Raw genomic sequence first — 17,249 nt, forward strand, 5'->3', positions numbered from 1 at the left:
TTCGCCCTGTTCTGTGTTGTAATGACAACATTAGGCGAATATCTACGGCCAAATTGTTGCTGAACTAACATTTCTATCCTTCACCACCGGTCACATCTCAATCGGAGAAGCCGATGAACATCGAAAAGAGTCGAGAGCATACACATCAACAGCCACGTCCTGGCGGCACCCCCTTTCCGGCCAGGGAGATCGGCTGGATCCTTGCGCTCATCGGCAGTCCGCTCTGGACCGAGTTGAGCGAATGGCAGCAGCAGAATTGGCTCAACCAGCTGCACCTGCTCAAAGAGCAGAGCGGATTTCATTAAATCTTCCAGCGACCTTTTCCGGTGGCTCCGGGAACAAAGTCAGCCGTGGTCCCTGGCAAGGGAGAAGCAAGGTTTGACTGTTACCGAAAATCGTTCCTGATTATTGGTGTTCGTTGTCTTGATTTCCGTTGCCCGATCGGCGCTCCTGCCGACCGGGCAATTTTTTTACCGGTTGACCCCCATCCCCCAGGCGTGTATAAATCACCAAAAGCTGATTTAACCCAACGCCGAAACCTGATCCTTATGCTCGAAACACTCAAAGCCCTGGCCGACCCCACCCGGCTGCGCCTCCTGGCGGTCCTGTCCCGGGGAGAATTCACCGTGCAGGAGCTGACCGCCATCCTCGCCATGGGGCAGTCGCGGATCTCCCGGCATCTGAAGATCCTCGTTGCGGCGGGGCTCCTCTCGGTGAAGCGCCAGGGGACCTGGGGCTACTACCGGCTGGGGGAGGAGAACCCCTTCTTCAGGGAGATCTGGCCGTCCCTCGACTCGCGCCTCGAAGCCCTCCCCGAACGGCGACGCGATCTGGATGGGGTGGCCCGGGTCCTCGAGACGAGGCGCAGCAGGAGCCGGGAGTTTTTCGACCGTCACGCCCGTCAGTGGGACGAACTGGCGCGGACCCTTCTCCCCGTCGCCGATTACCTGACGCCGCTCCTTGAGGCCATTCCGCCCTGTGCGACGCTGCTCGAGGTCGGAGTGGGGACCGGCGCTCTGCTCGGTTCCCTGCGGCTTGCCGCCGATTCCGTGATCGGCGTCGACCATTCGCCGGCGATGCTCGATGAGGCGCGGAATCGGCTGGCCGCCGAGGATCTGGCGGGGGTCGCGCTGCGCCTTGGAGAAATGGCCCATCTCCCCCTTTCCGACGGCGAGGCGCAGGTGGCCATCCTCAACATGGTCCTCCATCACGCCCCCCAGCCGTCGGCGGTCCTCGCCGAACTCGCCCGGGTCCTGGCGCCGGGGGGAACCCTCCTCATCGCCGACCTGGCGCGCCACGAAAAGGAATGGGTCCGGGAGCAGATGGCCGACCAGTGGCTCGGCTTCGAGGCCGAGGAGCTGCAGGGGTGGCTCACCACCGCCGGCTTTGATGGGGCCGATTGCCGACTGGTCGCTGGATCTGGGGATGCGCAGGGGGTTTTGATCTGCAGGGCTTTAAGGCGGTGAAGGGAGCAGGGAGAAGGAAGAAGGAAGAAGGAAGAAGGAAGAAGGAAGAAGGAAGAAGGAAGAAGGAAGAAGGAAGAAGGAAGAAGGGTTTTCTATGCGATCTCTTGTGTCCTTCGCGTCTCTGCGTTGATATATTTTCTTGGAATAATTGATGACAGTCCGTATTTTTCAATCAACAATTAAAGGAGCTTGTGATGAGCAAAGTCGATTTTAAAGTCAAGGACCTGGCCCTCTCCAAACTGGGGCGCAAGGAGATTGAGCTGGCCGAGGTGGAAATGCCCGGGCTGATGGCGCTGCGTGAGGAGTTCGGGGCGAGCAAGCCCCTCTCCGGGGCGCGCATCACTGGCTCTCTGCACATGACGATCCAGACCGCCGTTCTCATCGAGACCCTGGTCATCCTCGGCGCCAAGGTCCGCTGGGCGAGCTGCAACATCTTCTCCACCCAGGACCAGGCCGCATCGGCCGTCGCCGTCGGTCTTAACGGCACCCCGGAAAATCCCCAGGGTGTTCCCGTTTTCGCCTGGAAGGGGGAGAGTCTGGCCGAGTACTGGTGGTGCACCGAGCAGGCCCTGGCCTGGCCGGACGGAGAACTCCCCAACATGATCCTCGACGACGGCGGCGACGCCACCATGATGGTCCTTGAGGGGGCGAAGTGGCAGCAGAGCGGCCTGCCGGAACTCAAGGCCGACGACCCCGAGGATGTGGTCGAGCTGGTGAAGTGCCTGCAGTTGTCCATTGCCGAAAAAAGGGTCGACTGGGTGGCGGTGCGCGATTCGATCCAGGGGGTGACCGAGGAGACGACCACCGGGGTGCACAGGCTCTATCAGCTGGCCAAGGAGGGGAAGCTCCCCTTCCCGGCGATGAACGTCAACGATTCGGTGACCAAGAGCAAGTTCGACAACGTCTACGGCTGCCGCCATTCCCTCATCGACGGCCTCATGCGCGCCACCGATGTCATGCTCTCCGGCAAGGTCGCCGTCATCTGCGGTTACGGCGACGTCGGCAAGGGGTGCTGCCAGTCGTTGCGCGGACAGGGGGCGCGGGTCATCGTCACGGAAATCGATCCGATCTGTGCCCTGCAGGCGCTCATGGAAGGGTACGAAGTCAAGACCCTCGAGGACGTCGTCGACCAGGCCGACCTCTTCGTCACCACCACCGGCAACTACCGGATCATCACCGCCGATCACATGGCGAGGATGAAGAACAACGCCATCGTCGGCAACATCGGGCACTTCGACAACGAAATCGACATGGCCGGCCTCGCCAAGTTCCCCGGGATTCGCAAGATCAACGTCAAAAACCCCCAGGAGCACGGCAACCAGCTCGACCAGTGGGTCTTCCCCGACGGCCACGCCATCCTCGTTCTCGCCGAGGGGCGCCTCCTCAACCTCGGCTGCGCCACCGGCCACCCCTCCTTCGTCATGTCCAACTCCTTCAGCAACCAGGTGATCGCCCAGATCGAGCTCTTCACCAAGGGGGGCGACTACGAGAACGACGTCTACGTGCTGCCCAAGCATCTCGACGAGAAGGTCGCAAGATTGCACCTCGGCAAACTCGGCGCCCGGCTCACCGTCCTCACCAAGGAACAGGCCGACTACCTCGGCGTCCCCGTCGAGGGGCCGTACAAGGCCGAGAATTACCGCTACTAAAACCCGTTTTTTTCCGCACGACAAAAAAGGCCCCGCGTTCTTCGCGGGGCCTTTTATTCTGGACATAAAATTTAACGCAGAGCCGCAGAGGCGCCGAGAGAAGCCAAAATACAGAGTTGACGGTTTGGGGTAGGTGGTCTCTCCGACTCCCCTTCTCAGCGTCTCAGCGTTGAAAGGAGAAGGCCAGTATCCCTTTATTGCCCCGTTGTCTCAGGATTTGCGTTGGCGAATTCAGGGGATGCTGACGTGATAGACGGGGGACTGGCGGCCGCCGGGGTTGATCACCTGCAGGGAAACGCGCTTGAGCTCGCCGCTGTAGGGGTAGCGGTGGTAGATCAGGTTGCGGCAGTCGATGTATTCGAGGTATTCCCCCTGCAGGGTGCGCAGGTCCCCCCCCGACCGGCTGGTGACGCGCAGGCCGTTGACGGAGAGGGCCGAGACGTAGCGGAAATTCTTCCCCGAGATGTGCAGCTCGTAGGTGTTGACCCGGTTGGGTCCCTCTTGGACGGAGTAGATGACGGGGATGTCGCTGACGGTCAGGGTCCGGGGGAGGGAGGAGGTCCCTCCGGGGTTGACCACCTTCACCTCGTGGAGACCTCCGGGGAGGATCGGGACGGTGAAGTAGAGGGAGGCGCCGGCATCGGCGGCGGAGGGGACGACGGCGCCATCGAGAAGGACGAGGGCCCCGGGGCGAATGCCGGTTCCGTCGATTGCGACCCGGTGTTCGGCCTCGTCGGCGCACTCGTCGAGGTTGGCCGGATTGAGGGCGGTGATCACCGGCGTCGGCTCCCGGAGATGGAAGATGAAAGGGGAGGGCCAGAGTTTGTCCTGCTGGTAGACGGCGAGGGCGTAGTCTCCCGGCGGCAGGGACGGGACGGTGAAGCGCAGGGTGCGGGGGGCGCTGTTGTCGGGGATGATTTCCACCTCGCCGAGAATGACCCGTGCCGCCTCGTCGAAGGGGCCGCCGCTGACGGCGACCGCCTCGCCCGGCGAAGCGGCGGCGGGGGTCAATGCGGTGATTTCCAGGGCTGCACCGGTGCCGGGATGTAGGCATAGAAAGAGGAGCGACAGCAGGATGGGGAGTATCGGGCGCATGGGGCCTCCTCGCCGAAATTTCTCTTCCCATTAAAACACAGGGGAGAGGAAAGGCAAGGGAGGGTCAGTTGCGGGTCGAGAGCATCAGCCACAGGCCGAGGAGGAGGAAGAGGAGGTTGGGGGCCCAGGCCGCCACCGCCGCCGGGAGGATCCCCGAATAGCCGAAGGCCAGGAGGGTGGCCTGGAAGATGTAGAAGGTGACGCCGATGCCGACGCTGATGCCGATGCCGAGGGCAAGGCTTGCGCCGCGCGCCGTCCGCAGGGCGAAGGGGATGCCGAGAAAGGCCATGATCAGCGAGGCGAAGGGGGTGGCGAGGCGACCGTGCATGTCGACCCGGTAGCGGGTGGAGTCGTAGCCGTCGGCCTCGAGCTTGACGGCGAGGTCGCGCAGCTGGCGAAAGCCCAGCTCCTCGTTGTCCTGTCGGGCGAGGCCGAAATCCTCCGGCGGCCGGTCAAGGGGGGCCGTTGATTCCTGGTGGTGTTCGGTGGCCGTCAGGGTCCCCGACTCGGGGTCGAAGCTCCGCTGCGTGGTGTTGTCGAAGATCCAGCGTCCGTCGGTGTAGACGGCCTGATCGGCGTCCGTGCGCTGCACCAGCCGGAAGTCGGCGCCGAGGGAATAGATGGTGATTCCCCGCAGGACGCCCTGTCCGGGGACGGCGTAGCGGATGTTGACGATGCGATTGCCTTCCCGCAGCCAGATCCGGTCGCGGGCGATGAGCTGCTGCTCCTGCCCCTTGACCTCGGTGAGAAAGAGGTAGTTGATCTTCCGGACGCTCAAGGGAACCAGGTACTCGCTGACGCCGAGGGTGAGAAGGGCCAGGAGGAGCCCCGCCGACAGGAGGGGGGCGGTGATGCGAAAGAGGCTGATCCCGGCGGTGCGCATGGCCGTCAGCTCGTTGGTGCGGGTCAGTCCCCCCAGGGTCATGAAGGTCCCCATCAGCACCGCCAGGGGGGCGACCTGGACGGCGATCACCGGGATCTTGTTGGCGAAATAGAGAAGGTAGGAAGAGACCTGCGCCTGATGGGCGATGAAGTCGTCGACCTTCTCGAAAAAATCGACGAGGAGGTAGATGCCGACGAAGGCCGCAAGGGAAAGGAAGAAGACCCGCGCAAAAGCGGCGAGGATGTAGCGGTCGAGTAGGATCACGGCGTTATTTCCGGCGCATGGAACGGCGCGTCAGGTGCAGATAGAGTTCGCTGAGGCGGTCGAGGAACTTCAATCGCCGCTCCGTGGCCGCATGGTGCAGCAGGTATCCGCCGCCGAGGAGAAAGAGAACGGTCGGCGTCCAGACGGTCGGCACCGGCGGAAATCCGCTTTCCACGGCCAGGGTCTTGGCCAGGGAGTAGAGGATATAGTAGCCGAGAAAGACCGCCAGGGCCAGGGCGAACCCCCCTCCCTTGCCGGAGCGGTTGGACTGTATCCCCAGCGGGACGCCGATGAGGGCGAAGATCAGGGGGGCCAGGGGGAGGATGAAGCGGTTGTGGCGCTCGACGGTGATGGCGCTGCGGGCCTTGTCCGTGGTGGCGTCGCGGTAGCGGTCGCCGAGCTCGGCCATGGTCAGCTCGCGGTCTTTTTTGATGCGGCTCTGCGACGACGTCAGCTGCTCCCCCATGTTGAGGTTGATGTCGTAACCGGCGAAGTTGACGACCTGGTAGGTGTCCTTCTCCTTTTCCCTGGGGCTGCGGTGGATGGAGCCGTTTTCAAGGCGCAGGGTCAGGGTGAGGGATTCGCTGTCGGAGATGACCCGGCCGCGACGGGCCAGGATCACCGCCGGGGTGGCTCCTCCCCGTTCGTCAGAGATGAAGATGCCGTCCATGACACCGCTGCGGTCGTCGATGTTTTCCGTATAAAGAACGAGTCCGTCGAAGTCGGCGTTGAAGATCCGGGGGCGGATCCCGACGCTCGCCCGTTTGCTGGCGATCTCGAAGACCTGGTTGCGGAAGGCGGTGTTGCTCGCCGGAGCGGCGAAGAGGGTCAGGGCGCCGGTCGTCAGGGAGGCGACGACGGCGAGGACGACCACCGGCTTCATCATCCCGTAGAGGCTCACGCCGGAGGTTTTTATGGCGATGATTTCGCTGTCGCCGGAGAGGCGGCCGAAGCCGAGCATCACGCCGAGGAGAAAAGAGAGGGGGACGGTGATTACGAGAAAGGCCGGCATCAGATAGGCGAAGAGCCGGGCGATCTCGAGGATCGGGATCCCCTTGTTGAGAACCATCTCCACGAGTTTGAGCATGCGACCCATCAGGATCACGAACGTGAAGATGAAGAGGGCCATGGCCGTGGGGACGGCGATTTCCCGTATGATATAGCGATGGATGCGAGTGGCCGACATGGGAGGGCATGTTAGTATAGTTGCCCGGGGTTGTAAACCGGATTCAGGGTGTTTTTGCCCTTGCCATCAAAGAGGGGGCATGGTATAGACACCTGTTGTCAAAAACGCACGCCTCCTGACTCGCTGGATGGGTGCCCGGAAGCATTCCGGGGTCCGGCGGGGGAGATGGGGGCGGAGGAATCAACCGCACAAGGAGAAAGAGAAAATGGCCCAGATCACCATGAAGCAGCTGCTCGAAGCCGGCGTCCACTTCGGTCACCAGACCAAGCGCTGGAACCCGAAAATGAAGCCTTACATCTTCGGCGCCCGCAACGGGATTTACATCATCGACCTGCAGAAGACCGTGCGCTACTTCAAGTCGGCGTACACCTTCGTCAAGGAGACCGTCGAGAAGGGGGATAAGATCCTCTTCGTCGGCACCAAAAAACAGGCCCAGGATTCGATCATGGAAGAGGCGGCCCGCGCCGGCCAGTTCTACGTCAACAGCCGCTGGCTCGGCGGGATGCTCACCAACTTCTCCACCATCAAGGGGAGCATCGACCGCCTGAAGAAGATCGACGCCATGTCCCAGGACGGCACTTACGACCTGATCACCAAGAAAGAGGCCCTGCAGCTGGAGCGCGAGAAGATCAAGCTCGAGCAGAGCCTCGGCGGGATCAAGTACATGACCAAGATGCCGAGCGCGATCTTCGTCATCGATCCCAAGAAAGAAACCATCGCCATCAAGGAAGCCCGCAAGCTCGGGATCCCCGTCGTTGCCGTGGTCGATACCAACTGCGACCCCGATGACATCGACTACATCATTCCCGGCAACGACGACGCCATCCGCGCCATCCGCCTCTTCGCCGCCCGCATCGCCGATGCCTGCATCGAAGGGGCCCAGGCCCGGGAGACCTCCATCCGCACCGACAACGAAGGGGCCGATCTCGAAAAAGAAATGATCGCCGCCGCCAAGGAGACCCCGGCTGCAGTGGAGACTCCGGTCGCCAAGGAAACTCCGGTCGCCGAGGCCTGATTGCCGTAACGCGAAATGAAAAACGAGGCGGCCGGGTGTTCTGGCCGCCTTTTTTCCCATGCAGGAGACGGGCTGGAAAATCCTTGACGGGGATTTTCGCTCAGGGCCTGTCCCCGAACTATTTTTTGATCGACAAAATATATGGAGGTCCCTGTGGCGAACATTACCGCATCGATGGTTTCTGAACTTCGCGCCAAGACCGGCGCGGGGATGATGGATTGCAAGAAGGCCCTGTCCGAGGCCGATGGCGTCATGGACGACGCCGTCGACGTCCTGCGCAAGAAGGGTCTTTCGGCCGCCGCCAAGAAGTCGGGTCGCATTGCCGCCGAGGGGCTCATTGCCGCCGCCGGCGAAGGGAAGTGCGGCGTGATCGTCGAGGTCAATTCCGAGACGGACTTCGTGGCCAAGAACGAGGGGTTCCAGAAATTTGTCGCCGGTGTCGCGGCGGCCGCTCTCAAGGAGGCCCCCGCCGATCTCGAAGGGCTCAAGGCGGTCCCCTTCCCCGGCACCGGTCGCACCATCGCCGACGAGCAGACCCAGCAGATCACCGTCATCGGCGAGAACATCAGCGTCCGGCGTTTTGCCCGCTTTGAGGTTCCGGCCGGGGTCGTTGCCTCCTACATCCACGCCGGCGGCAAGATCGGCGTCCTCGTCGAACTGGCCACTCCCTCTTCCAGCGACAGGGTGGCCGAGGTGGCTCGCCAGATCGCCATGCATGTCGCCGCCGCCAATCCCCAATACCTCAAGCGCGAGGAGGTTTCCGCCGAGGTCGTGGAAAAAGAAAAAGAAATCATGCGCGCCAAAGCCAAGGAGAGCGGCAAGCCCGACAACATCATCGAGAAGATTCTCGATGGGCAGGTCAACAAGTTCTTCGGCGAAGTCTGTCTCCTCGAGCAGGCCTATGTCATCGATCCCGACCTCAAGGTCGCCAAGGTGGTGGAAAATCTCGCCAAGGAACTCGGAACCGAGATCAAGCTGACCCGCTATGCCCGTTTTCAGCTCGGCGAAGGGCTGGAGAAGCGTGAAGAGGACTTCGCCGCCGAGGTTGCTGCTCTTAAAAAATAGCTGTCGGGGAAATTGACATGGCTGAAGCAAAACCGAAATACGAGCGGATTCTCCTCAAACTGAGCGGGGAGGCCCTCGCCGGCAATCTGGGCTACGGTATCGATCCCGAGGTCATCGGCGACATCGCCGGCGAAATCCGGGATGTGATCGACCTCGGCGTCCAGGTGGCTCTGGTGATCGGCGGCGGCAATATCTTCCGCGGGGTGGCTGCTGCTTCCCGGGGGATGGATCGCGCCAGCGCCGACTATATGGGGATGCTGGCCACGGTCATGAACAGCCTGGCAATGCAGGATGCTCTGGAAAAGGTCGGTGTCGTGACCCGGGTGCAGTCGGCCATCGAGATGCAGGCGGTCGCCGAGCCCTACATCCGCCGTCGCGCCGTGCGCCACCTCGAAAAGGGGAGGGTGGTCATCTTCGGCGCCGGGACCGGCAACCCCTACTTCACCACCGATACCGCCGCCAGTTTGCGGGCCATGGAAATCAACGCTGAGGTCATTCTCAAGGCCACCAAGGTCGACGGCATCTACAGCGCCGATCCGAACAAGGACAAGGACGCGGTCAAATACCAGAGCCTGAGTTATCTGGATGTCCTCAAAAAGGGTCTCCAGGTCATGGACGCCACCGCCACTTCCCTGTGCATGGACAATGATCTCCCCATCGTCGTCTTCGACCTGACCCGTCGGGGGAACATCAAGAGGGTGGTCATGGGCGAACCGATCGGCACTATTGTCAAAGGAGAGTGAACCCATGTATAAGGATGTCATTGCCAAGACGCGGGTCGGAATGGAAAAATCCATCGAGGCCCTCCGGAAGGAATTTTCCCGGGTCCGCACCGGCCGGGCCTCGATCAATCTTCTCGACGACGTGCGGGTCGACTATTACGGCACCCCGACGCCCCTGAGCCAGATCGCGACCCTGATCGTCCCCGAACCGCGGCTGATTACCATTCAGCCCTGGGAAAAGAAGCTGATCCCCGATATCGAGCGGGCCATCCTCAAGGCGGATCTCGGCCTCAACCCCGCCTCGGACGGCGTGCTCGTCCGCATCGCCATCCCGCCTTTGACCGAGGATCGCCGCAAGGAAATGGTCAAGCTGATCAAGCGGATGACCGAGGACGCCAAGGTGGCGATCCGCAACGTCCGCCGCGAGGCCAACGACAGTCTTAAAAAGCTGGAAAAGGACAAAGAAATATCCGAAGACGAGCTCAAGCGCGGTGAGAAGGAGATTCAAGATCTCACCGACGGCTTCGTCAAAAAGACCGACGAAGTCATGGCCGTCAAGGAAAAGGAAGTGATGGAGATCTGATCCGGACTCCATCCGCAACCACCCCCATAGGAGGACATTATGGCTCTCAAAATTACCGAAGATTGCATCGCCTGCGGCACCTGCGTGGACACCTGTCCCGTCGGCGCCATTGTCGAGGCTGGTGACAAGTACACCATCAACGACGACTGTACCGAGTGCCAGGCTTGCCTGGACAGCTGCCCGGTCAACGCCATCTGCGCCTGAGGATGGAAAAAGGGGCGCCCTTGCGGCGCCCCTTTTGCTTTCCCCCTTCCCCGCTTTCCCCCCTTGCCTGCGGCGCCGTTAGTGTGGTAGGTTGTTTTCCCCAAATCCACTTAAAACCTCCTTATCTGCGAGCGCTTTCATGGCTATCCCCCGACACCTGGCCATCATCATGGATGGCAATGGTCGCTGGGCCGAAAATCACCACCTGCCAAGGGTTTCCGGGCATCGGCGCGGCGTGGAGACGGTTCAGTCCATCGTCCGCAGCTGCCGGGAACTCGGCATCGGCTATCTGACCCTCTACGCCTTCAGTTCCGAGAACTGGGGACGGCCGGAGGAGGAGGTGGGAGCCCTGATGGGACTCCTCGGGCAGTTCCTCAAGAGCGAGATGGAGACGATGCTGACCCGGGGGATCCGGCTGCGGGTCATCGGCGAAATCCGCAGGCTGCCGGCTCCGATCGGCCAGGTCCTCGAAGAGGCCGTCGCCCGCACTGCGGAAAACGACCGGATGGTCCTGACCCTGGCCCTTTCCTACGGCGCCCGCAACGAACTGGTACGGGCGGCCCGCGCCCTGGCGGCAAGGGTGGCGTCCGGGGAGCTTGCGGCAGATTCCATCGACGACGAGACCTTCGCCTCGGTCCTCGACACCGCCGAGATTCCCGACCCCGATCTGCTCATCCGCACCAGCGGCGAGATGCGCATCAGCAACTTTCTCCTCTGGCAGCTCGCCTACACCGAACTCTATTTCACCGAAACCCTGTGGCCGGACTTCGACGACGAACAGCTGCAGCTGGCGCTCAAGGAGTACGGTCGGCGCCAGCGTCGCTTCGGGCTGACGGCGGCGCAAATCCACGGGAAGGACAGGGAGGATCCCCATTAAACAGCGTATCCTGACAGGACTCGTCCTGCTGCCGCTTCTCCTCCTCTTTATCTACCATGCGCCGCCTCTGTGGTTCAACGGGCTGGTCCTGGTGGTGGCGCTCCTGGCGCTCCATGAATTCTATGCCATGAGTCTTCCCCCGGCACGGAGGGCGGAGCGCCTCCTGGGCGTTCTTTTCGGAGGCGTCCTGACGGGCCTTCTCTCCCTCGACCTCCCCTGGGCTCTTGCCGGGGGGCTCTCCTTTGCCGTCCTCTTTTTTGCCATTTTCTTTCTCCTGCGCTTTCGGGAGCTCTCCACGGTCACCCGGGATCTGGCCCTTCTCCTCTGCGGCCTCCTCTACGTCCCCTTTCTCCTCGGGCATCTGGCCCTGTTGCGCGGACTCCCCCAGGGGCGCGAGTGGGTCTTTTTCGTCCTTCTGGTGGTGATGGCCAGCGACACCGCCGCCTATTTCACCGGAACCTCCTTCGGGCGGCGCAAGCTCTATCCGGCCATCAGCCCCAACAAAAGCATCGAGGGGGCCATCGGCGGACTGGCCGGCTGCATTCTCGGGGCTCTTCTCGGCAAGGTCTGGTTTTTCTCCGCCCTGACCCTGGTCGACGTTCTGGTCCTCGGGACGGTTCTCGGCGTCCTGGCCCAGCTCGGTGATCTTTTCGAATCGATGCTCAAACGCAGCTTCGGCGTCAAGGATTCGGGGACGCTGATCCCCGGCCACGGCGGGATTCTCGATCGCCTCGACAGCCTGTTGTTCGTCTTTGCCCCGGCCTACTACTACGCCCTGCTCCGTTTTGCTGCCTGACCTTCGCCCCTGCCGACGGGGGAGGGGATAAATGCCCCCCGTTCCCGCACGTCTTTCTCCCCCGGAGAAGCGCACTTGAAAAATCTCTGCATCCTTGGTTCGACCGGTTCCATCGGCGTCAGCACCCTCGACGTCGTCGCCGCCCATCCCGATTGCTACCGGGTGGTGGCCCTCACCGGCGGCGGCAACCTCTCCCGGCTCGAAGAACAGATCCGCCGTTTTCGGCCTCTGGTGGCGGCGGTGGTCTCCGATGCAGACGCGAGTCGCCTGCGGGAGGCCCTGGGGCCGGACCGTCCGGAAATTCTTTCGGGGATCGAGGGGCTGATCGCCTGCGCGACCTGTGCAGAGGCCGAAATGGTCGTCTCGGCGATCGTCGGCGCCGCCGGTCTGATGCCGACCATGGCCGCCATCGAGGCGGGGAAGGACGTGGCCCTGGCCAACAAGGAAGTGCTGGTGACCGCCGGGCCCCTGGTCATGGAGGCGGTGCGCCGCCGCGGGGTGAACCTTTACCCGGTGGACAGCGAGCATTCGGCGGTCTTCCAGTCCCTCGAGGGGCACAGGCGAAGCGATGTGCGCCGCCTGATCCTCACCGCCTCCGGGGGGCCGTTTTGCCATCGGTCCCTCTCCGAACTCAAGAGCGTCACTCCCGCCGATGCCCTGGCCCACCCCAACTGGAGCATGGGGCGCAAGATCTCCATCGACTCGGCGACCATGATGAACAAGGGGCTCGAGGTGATCGAAGCCCGCTGGCTCTTCGACATCCCCGGGGAGAGGATTTCCGTTCACATTCATCCCCAGAGTATCGTCCATTCGATGGTCGAATATGTCGACGGCTCGGTGATCGCCCAGCTCGGAATTCCGGACATGAAGACGCCGATCGCCTACGCCCTTTCCTATCCTGAGCGTCTGACCCTCAATCTCCCCCCCCTCGACCTGTGCGCCCTCGGTTCGCTGACCTTCGAGCAGCCGGACTTTGCCCGTTTCCCCTGTCTTTCCCTTGCCTACGAGGCCCTTCGGGAAGGGGGGAGCGCTCCGGCGGTCCTCAATGCCGCCAACGAGGTCGCCGTCGCGGCTTTCCTCGGCGGGGAGATCCCCTTCATCCACATCCCGGCCGTCATCCGAGCTACTCTGGAGACGCACCGCAACGGTCCCCTGCAGCATATCGATGAGGTGCTGCGGGCTGATCGGTGGGGGCGCGCCGCCGCCCGCCGGATCATCGATTCCACCCCCTGATCGGAGGTTTCATGCTCACACTCTTTGCCGGCATCGTCATGTTGGGCATTCTGGTTTTTATCCACGAACTCGGCCATTTTGCCGTAGCCAAGCTTTCCGGGGTCAAGGTTCTCAAATTCTCCCTCGGCTTCGGCCCCCGCCTCTTCTCCCGTACCTGGGGGGAGACCGAGTACATGATCTGCGCCGTCCCCCTGGGAGGGTATGTGCAGATGCTCGGCGAAGGGGGGGGTGAAAACGGCGAGGACGCGCCGCTGACCGAGGAGGAGAAGGCCCGTTCCTTTGCCGAGCAGTCGGTCCTGCGACGGACCGGGATTGTCGCCGCCGGCCCGCTGATGAACCTGATTTTCCCCTTCCTCATCCTCCCCGTTGCTTTTATGGTGGGAGTGAATCTCCCCGCCTATCTCGATTCCGCACCCTGCGTCGGTTACGTCGTCGCCGATTCCGACGGCGGCCGCGCCGGTTTTCAGCCCGGTGACTGCATTGTCGCCCTCAACGGCGAGGAGGTCTCCACCTGGACCGGCACCAACAAGTCGATGATCGGCCAGGCCGGCTCCGAGCTCGACTTTACCGTCGACCGTCAAGGCCGTCCCCTCACCCTTTCCATGGCCCCCGAGAACAACGGGCTGGAGGGGCTGCAGTCCCTCGGTCTCCTTCCGGAGCAGGCCGCCACGGTCGGCGGAGTCGCGCCGGGGATGCCGGCGCAGGCCGCAGGCGTCGAGGTCGGTGACCGGATCATCGCCATCGGCGGAGAGCCGGTTTCCTCCTGGTACGACCTGAAGCGCATCATCCAGCAGGGAAAGGGGGATCCCCAGGACTTCACCCTCGAGCGGGGCGGAGAGAGGCTGACCCTCTCCATCAAGCCGGTGCAGGGGGACGGCGACGGCTCCGACTACCTGATCGGCATCGCTCCGCACCAGGAGTCGAACTTCAAGCGCTTTGGGCCCCTGGCGGCGATCCGGGCCGGGGCGGACCGGACCCTCGAGCTCATCGATCTGACCCTGGTCTTCATCCAGAAACTCTTTGCCGGGCACGTCTCGAGCAAGAACATCGGCGGGCCGATCACGGTCGTGCAGATCGCCGGGCAGGCGGCTCAGACCGACATCTCCAGCATCCTCTCGGTCCTCGCCTTTCTCAGTATCCAGCTGGGGATACTCAATCTCTTCCCGATTCCGATTCTCGACGGCGGGCATCTTTTCTTCAATCTCTTCGAGATCGTCCTGCGCCGCCCCCTTTCCCTGCGGGTTCGGGAAATCGCCCAGCAGATCGGACTGGTGCTGATCATCATGCTCATGGTGCTGGCCTTTTACAACGATATCGTCCGGGTCTTTTTCGGGGGGCAGTGATGAGTGAACTCCTCCTCACCATCGATACCACGACCCCCGTCGGCAGCGTCGCCGTGACGGGAGGCGAGACCCTCCTCGGCGAGGTCCTGCTCAACCTCAGGTCGACCCATACGGACCGGCTCCTCCTGACCGTCCGGCAGCTTTTGACCGACCTTAATCTGGATATTTCGGCCATCGAAGGGTTCGGCGTCGTCCTCGGTCCCGGCTCCTTTACCGGGGTGCGCGTCGGCGTGGCCACCGTCAAAGGGCTGGCCCTGGCCACGGGAAAACCGGTGGCCGGCGTTTCCACCCTCCGCACCCTGGCGCTGCAGGCTCCCTTCGCCAGGAGTCCGGTCTGCGCCCTTCTCGACGCCCGCAAAAAGGAAGTCTATGCCGGCCTCTTCACCTGGGAAGGGGGACGGCCCCTTCCCCTCGGCGGCGAGGCGGTCCTGGCACCCGAGGCCCTCCTCGACTCCCTGGAGGGGGAGGTCCTCTTCGTCGGCGACGGTTCCCTGGCCTACCGGACCCTGATCGTGCGCATGCTCGGCGCCCGGGCCCACTTCCTCCCCTGGCCGTTGAATCTCCCCCGTGCCTCCTGCGCCGCGATGCTGGTTCTCGACGAACTGCGGCAGGGACGGACCGTCCCTCTGGAGGCGCTCAAGCCCACCTACATCCGGGCGTCCGAGGCGGAGATCCTCTGGGACCGGCGTCGGCAGGACGGCCTCTTTGAAGGTTGACAAGGAAAATCCCTTTCGCTATCTTGAAAAGTGCGTTAGGACCCCTTTGTTAACCCCTTGCAGGGAGGTGACCGATGGAGGAGAACGACACGAATCTGATTCAGCAGCTGTTCGATGGCAACCCGCGTTTCCGGATGCTCTTTGAGGAACATGCGTTGCTGGAAAAAGACCTGCGAAATCTCGATCAAAAGTCCTTTCTGACCGTCGACGAGGAGCTGGAACGAAAGAAGGTCCAGAAACTTAAACTGGCCGGCAAGGATGAGATGGATCGCATCCTGCGCACCCTGCGAACTTAGCGCCGCGCCGCTCCCGGTTGCCTTCGGGTTCGGGCCGGTGCCCGGACCCTTTGCCCCCTCAGGGCCGGCTTGCCTCCCTTCGATATTCGTCCCAGCCATACCGCTTCAGCCGGCAGGGGTCGTACGGCCCCTGTCGTTTATTTTATTCGGCCCGAGCAAAAAAAAAGGACAGAGAGATCCCATGACCAGCAAACGCAGCGACGCCATCACCAAAGGTTTCGAACGGACTCCGCAACGGGCCCTCCTCAAGGGGACCGGGGTTCCCGACAGCCAGATGGACAGGCCGTTTATCGGCATCGCCACCTCCTTTACCGATCTCATCCCCGGACACACCGGGATGCGCGATCTGGAGCGGTTCATCGAAAAGGGTGTTCACAGCGGCGGGGGATATTCCTTCTTCTTCGGCATCCCCGGGGTCTGCGACGGCATCGCCATGGGACACCGGGGGATGCACTACTCCCTGCCGACCCGGGAGCTGATCGCCGATATGATCGAATCGGTCGCCGAAGCCCACCGCCTCGACGGTCTGGTGCTCCTCACCAACTGCGACAAGATCACCCCGGGGATGCTCATGGCCGCCGCCCGCCTCGACATCCCCTGCATCGTCGTCACCGCCGGGCCGATGATGGCGGGCCGGGGGACGGAGGGGCGGCGCTTCTCCTTCGTCACCGATACCTTCGAGGCGATGGCTCGCTACAAGGCCGGGGTCATCGACGAAAAAGAGCTCATGGTCTGCGAGGACCAGGCCTGTCCCACCGCCGGTTCCTGCCAGGGGCTCTTTACCGCCAACACCATGGCGATTCTCACCGAAACCCTGGGGATGAGTCTGGTGCGCTGCGGCACGGCCCTCGCCGTCTCGTCCCTGAAACGGCGCATCGCCTTTGCCTCCGGCGAGCGGATCGTCAAACTCGTCCAGGACGGCATCACCCCCCGGCAGATCCTCACCCGGCAGGCCTTCGAAAACGCCATCCGCGTCGATCTGGCTCTCGGCGGCTCCTCCAACACCGTCCTCCATCTCCTCTCCATCGCCCGGGAGGCCGGAGTCGAACTCCCCCTGAAGGAATTCGACCGGTTGAGCAGGGAGACGCCGCAGCTGGCTTCGATGAACCCCGGCGGCAAGCACTTCATGGAAGATCTCGATGCCGCCGGCGGCGTCCCCGCCGTTCTCTACCAGTTGCGGGAGAAGATTCTCGACAATCCGACCCTGACCGGGCCGACGATCAAGGAGATCATCGCCAGCGTCGCCAAGGTCGACGAGGAGGTTGTCCGTCCGGTCAGCGACCCGGTGCGGGCCGAGGGGGGGATCGCCATTCTTCACGGCAATCTCGCCCCCGACGGGGCGGTGGTCAAGCAGTCGGGGGTCTCGGAGAAGATGATGGTCTTCGAGGGGCGGGCCCGCTGCTTCGATTCGGAGGAACTGGCCATGGCGGCCCTTATGGGGGGAAACATCGTCGCCGGCGACCTGGTGGTCATCCGCTACGAGGGCCCCAAGGGAGGGCCGGGGATGCGGGAGATGCTTGCGCCGACCGCCGCCCTGATGGGGCTCGGCCTCGGGGACAGCGTCGCGCTGATTACCGACGGCCGGTTTTCGGGGGGGACTCGCGGCCCCTGCATCGGTCACATCTCCCCGGAAGCCGCCGAAGGGGGGCCGATTGCCCTGGTCGCCGAGGGCGATCTCATCCTCCTCGACATTCCCAACCGGCGCCTCGAACTCAAGGTCGACGAAGCGACGTTGAGTGCGCGCCGCAGCCTCTGGAAAAAGCCGGAACCGAAGATCAAGGGGGGGTGGCTCTCCCGCTACGCCGCCATGGTGACTTCGGCCAATACAGGTGCGGTCCTTAAGAGCGAATAGAATA

At 63.0% G+C, this 17,249-nt stretch carries 18 protein-coding genes; 15 read left to right on the forward strand and 3 right to left on the reverse strand.

What is annotated here, in order from left to right:
* Positions 1 to 113: 113 nt before the first annotated feature.
* From DSOUD_RS06505 to ahcY, 3 genes are all read left to right on the forward strand, one after another.
* On the forward strand, positions 114 to 305 hold the full coding sequence (locus tag DSOUD_RS06505) for a hypothetical protein (protein ID WP_053550247.1): 192 nt from the start codon (positions 114 to 116) through the stop codon (positions 303 to 305).
* Between the two features lie 243 nt (positions 306 to 548).
* Positions 549 to 1,466, forward strand: coding sequence for an ArsR/SmtB family transcription factor (locus tag DSOUD_RS06510; protein ID WP_053550248.1), 918 nt, complete (start codon positions 549 to 551; stop codon positions 1,464 to 1,466).
* A 194-nt stretch (positions 1,467 to 1,660) separates the two neighbouring features.
* Positions 1,661 to 3,115 (forward strand): adenosylhomocysteinase, encoded by a 1,455-nt coding sequence (gene ahcY / locus DSOUD_RS06515; protein ID WP_053550249.1) that lies wholly within the window; start codon positions 1,661 to 1,663, stop codon positions 3,113 to 3,115.
* 231 nt (positions 3,116 to 3,346) lie between these two features.
* Here the strand turns inward: ahcY and DSOUD_RS06520 are convergent, their stop codons facing one another.
* The 3 genes from DSOUD_RS06520 to lptF form a co-directional block, all read right to left on the reverse strand.
* On the reverse strand, positions 3,347 to 4,210 hold the full coding sequence (locus DSOUD_RS06520) for an IPT/TIG domain-containing protein (protein WP_053550250.1): 864 nt from the start codon (positions 4,208 to 4,210) through the stop codon (positions 3,347 to 3,349).
* 64 nt (positions 4,211 to 4,274) lie between these two features.
* The gene (lptG, locus tag DSOUD_RS06525; protein WP_053550251.1) at positions 4,275 to 5,357 is read right to left on the reverse strand and encodes an LPS export ABC transporter permease LptG; all 1,083 of its coding nucleotides are present in this window, start codon (positions 5,355 to 5,357) and stop codon (positions 4,275 to 4,277) included.
* Between the two features lie 4 nt (positions 5,358 to 5,361).
* A complete protein-coding gene (gene lptF, locus DSOUD_RS06530) occupies positions 5,362 to 6,543 on the reverse strand; it encodes an LPS export ABC transporter permease LptF (protein ID WP_082351099.1) in 1,182 nt (393 codons plus the stop codon).
* 205 nt (positions 6,544 to 6,748) lie between these two features.
* Here lptF and rpsB point away from each other — a divergent pair, with 205 nt between their 5' ends.
* The 12 genes from rpsB to ilvD all read left to right on the forward strand — a co-directional run bounded on the left by rpsB (position 6,749) and on the right by ilvD (position 17,245).
* On the forward strand, positions 6,749 to 7,558 hold the full coding sequence (gene rpsB, locus DSOUD_RS06535) for a 30S ribosomal protein S2 (protein WP_053550253.1): 810 nt from the start codon (positions 6,749 to 6,751) through the stop codon (positions 7,556 to 7,558).
* 153 nt (positions 7,559 to 7,711) lie between these two features.
* Complete coding sequence (gene tsf, locus DSOUD_RS06540) at positions 7,712 to 8,623, forward strand: translation elongation factor Ts (RefSeq protein ID WP_279330705.1); 912 nt, start codon at positions 7,712 to 7,714, stop codon at positions 8,621 to 8,623.
* Between the two features lie 17 nt (positions 8,624 to 8,640).
* On the forward strand, positions 8,641 to 9,366 hold the full coding sequence (gene pyrH, locus DSOUD_RS06545) for a UMP kinase (RefSeq protein ID WP_053550255.1): 726 nt from the start codon (positions 8,641 to 8,643) through the stop codon (positions 9,364 to 9,366).
* Positions 9,367 to 9,370: 4 nt separating this feature from the next.
* Positions 9,371 to 9,928: a ribosome recycling factor gene (frr, locus tag DSOUD_RS06550; RefSeq protein WP_053550256.1), complete on the forward strand. Its 558-nt coding sequence runs from the start codon at positions 9,371 to 9,373 to the stop codon at positions 9,926 to 9,928.
* A 39-nt stretch (positions 9,929 to 9,967) separates the two neighbouring features.
* Positions 9,968 to 10,132 (forward strand): 4Fe-4S binding protein, encoded by a 165-nt coding sequence (locus DSOUD_RS06555; protein ID WP_053550257.1) that lies wholly within the window; start codon positions 9,968 to 9,970, stop codon positions 10,130 to 10,132.
* 139 nt (positions 10,133 to 10,271) lie between these two features.
* Positions 10,272 to 11,009 carry an isoprenyl transferase gene (locus DSOUD_RS06560; protein ID WP_053550258.1) on the forward strand — a complete coding sequence of 246 codons (738 nt, stop codon included), beginning with the start codon at positions 10,272 to 10,274 and terminating at the stop codon, positions 11,007 to 11,009.
* A 10-nt stretch (positions 11,010 to 11,019) separates the two neighbouring features.
* Positions 11,020 to 11,805, forward strand: coding sequence for a phosphatidate cytidylyltransferase (locus DSOUD_RS06565; protein ID WP_053550259.1), 786 nt, complete (start codon positions 11,020 to 11,022; stop codon positions 11,803 to 11,805).
* Between the two features lie 75 nt (positions 11,806 to 11,880).
* Positions 11,881 to 13,038, forward strand: a complete 1,158-nt coding sequence (locus tag DSOUD_RS06570; protein WP_053550260.1) for a 1-deoxy-D-xylulose-5-phosphate reductoisomerase — start codon at positions 11,881 to 11,883, stop codon at positions 13,036 to 13,038.
* A gap of 11 nt (positions 13,039 to 13,049) precedes the next feature.
* Positions 13,050 to 14,381 (forward strand): RIP metalloprotease RseP, encoded by a 1,332-nt coding sequence (rseP, locus tag DSOUD_RS06575; RefSeq protein ID WP_053550261.1) that lies wholly within the window; start codon positions 13,050 to 13,052, stop codon positions 14,379 to 14,381.
* On the forward strand, positions 14,381 to 15,097 hold the full coding sequence (tsaB, locus tag DSOUD_RS06580; RefSeq protein ID WP_053550262.1) for a tRNA (adenosine(37)-N6)-threonylcarbamoyltransferase complex dimerization subunit type 1 TsaB: 717 nt from the start codon (positions 14,381 to 14,383) through the stop codon (positions 15,095 to 15,097). The genes rseP and tsaB overlap by 1 nt, the downstream gene beginning before the upstream one ends.
* A 74-nt stretch (positions 15,098 to 15,171) precedes the next feature.
* Positions 15,172 to 15,393, forward strand: coding sequence for an HP1242/YdcH family protein (locus DSOUD_RS06585; protein ID WP_053550263.1), 222 nt, complete (start codon positions 15,172 to 15,174; stop codon positions 15,391 to 15,393).
* Positions 15,394 to 15,574: 181 nt separating this feature from the next.
* Positions 15,575 to 17,245 carry a dihydroxy-acid dehydratase gene (gene ilvD / locus DSOUD_RS06590; protein WP_053550264.1) on the forward strand — a complete coding sequence of 557 codons (1,671 nt, stop codon included), beginning with the start codon at positions 15,575 to 15,577 and terminating at the stop codon, positions 17,243 to 17,245.
* Positions 17,246 to 17,249: the final 4 nt, after the last annotated feature.

Origin of the sequence: Desulfuromonas soudanensis (assembly GCF_001278055.1) — a bacterium.
Classification (GTDB): domain Bacteria; phylum Desulfobacterota; class Desulfuromonadia; order Desulfuromonadales; family WTL; genus Deferrimonas; species Deferrimonas soudanensis.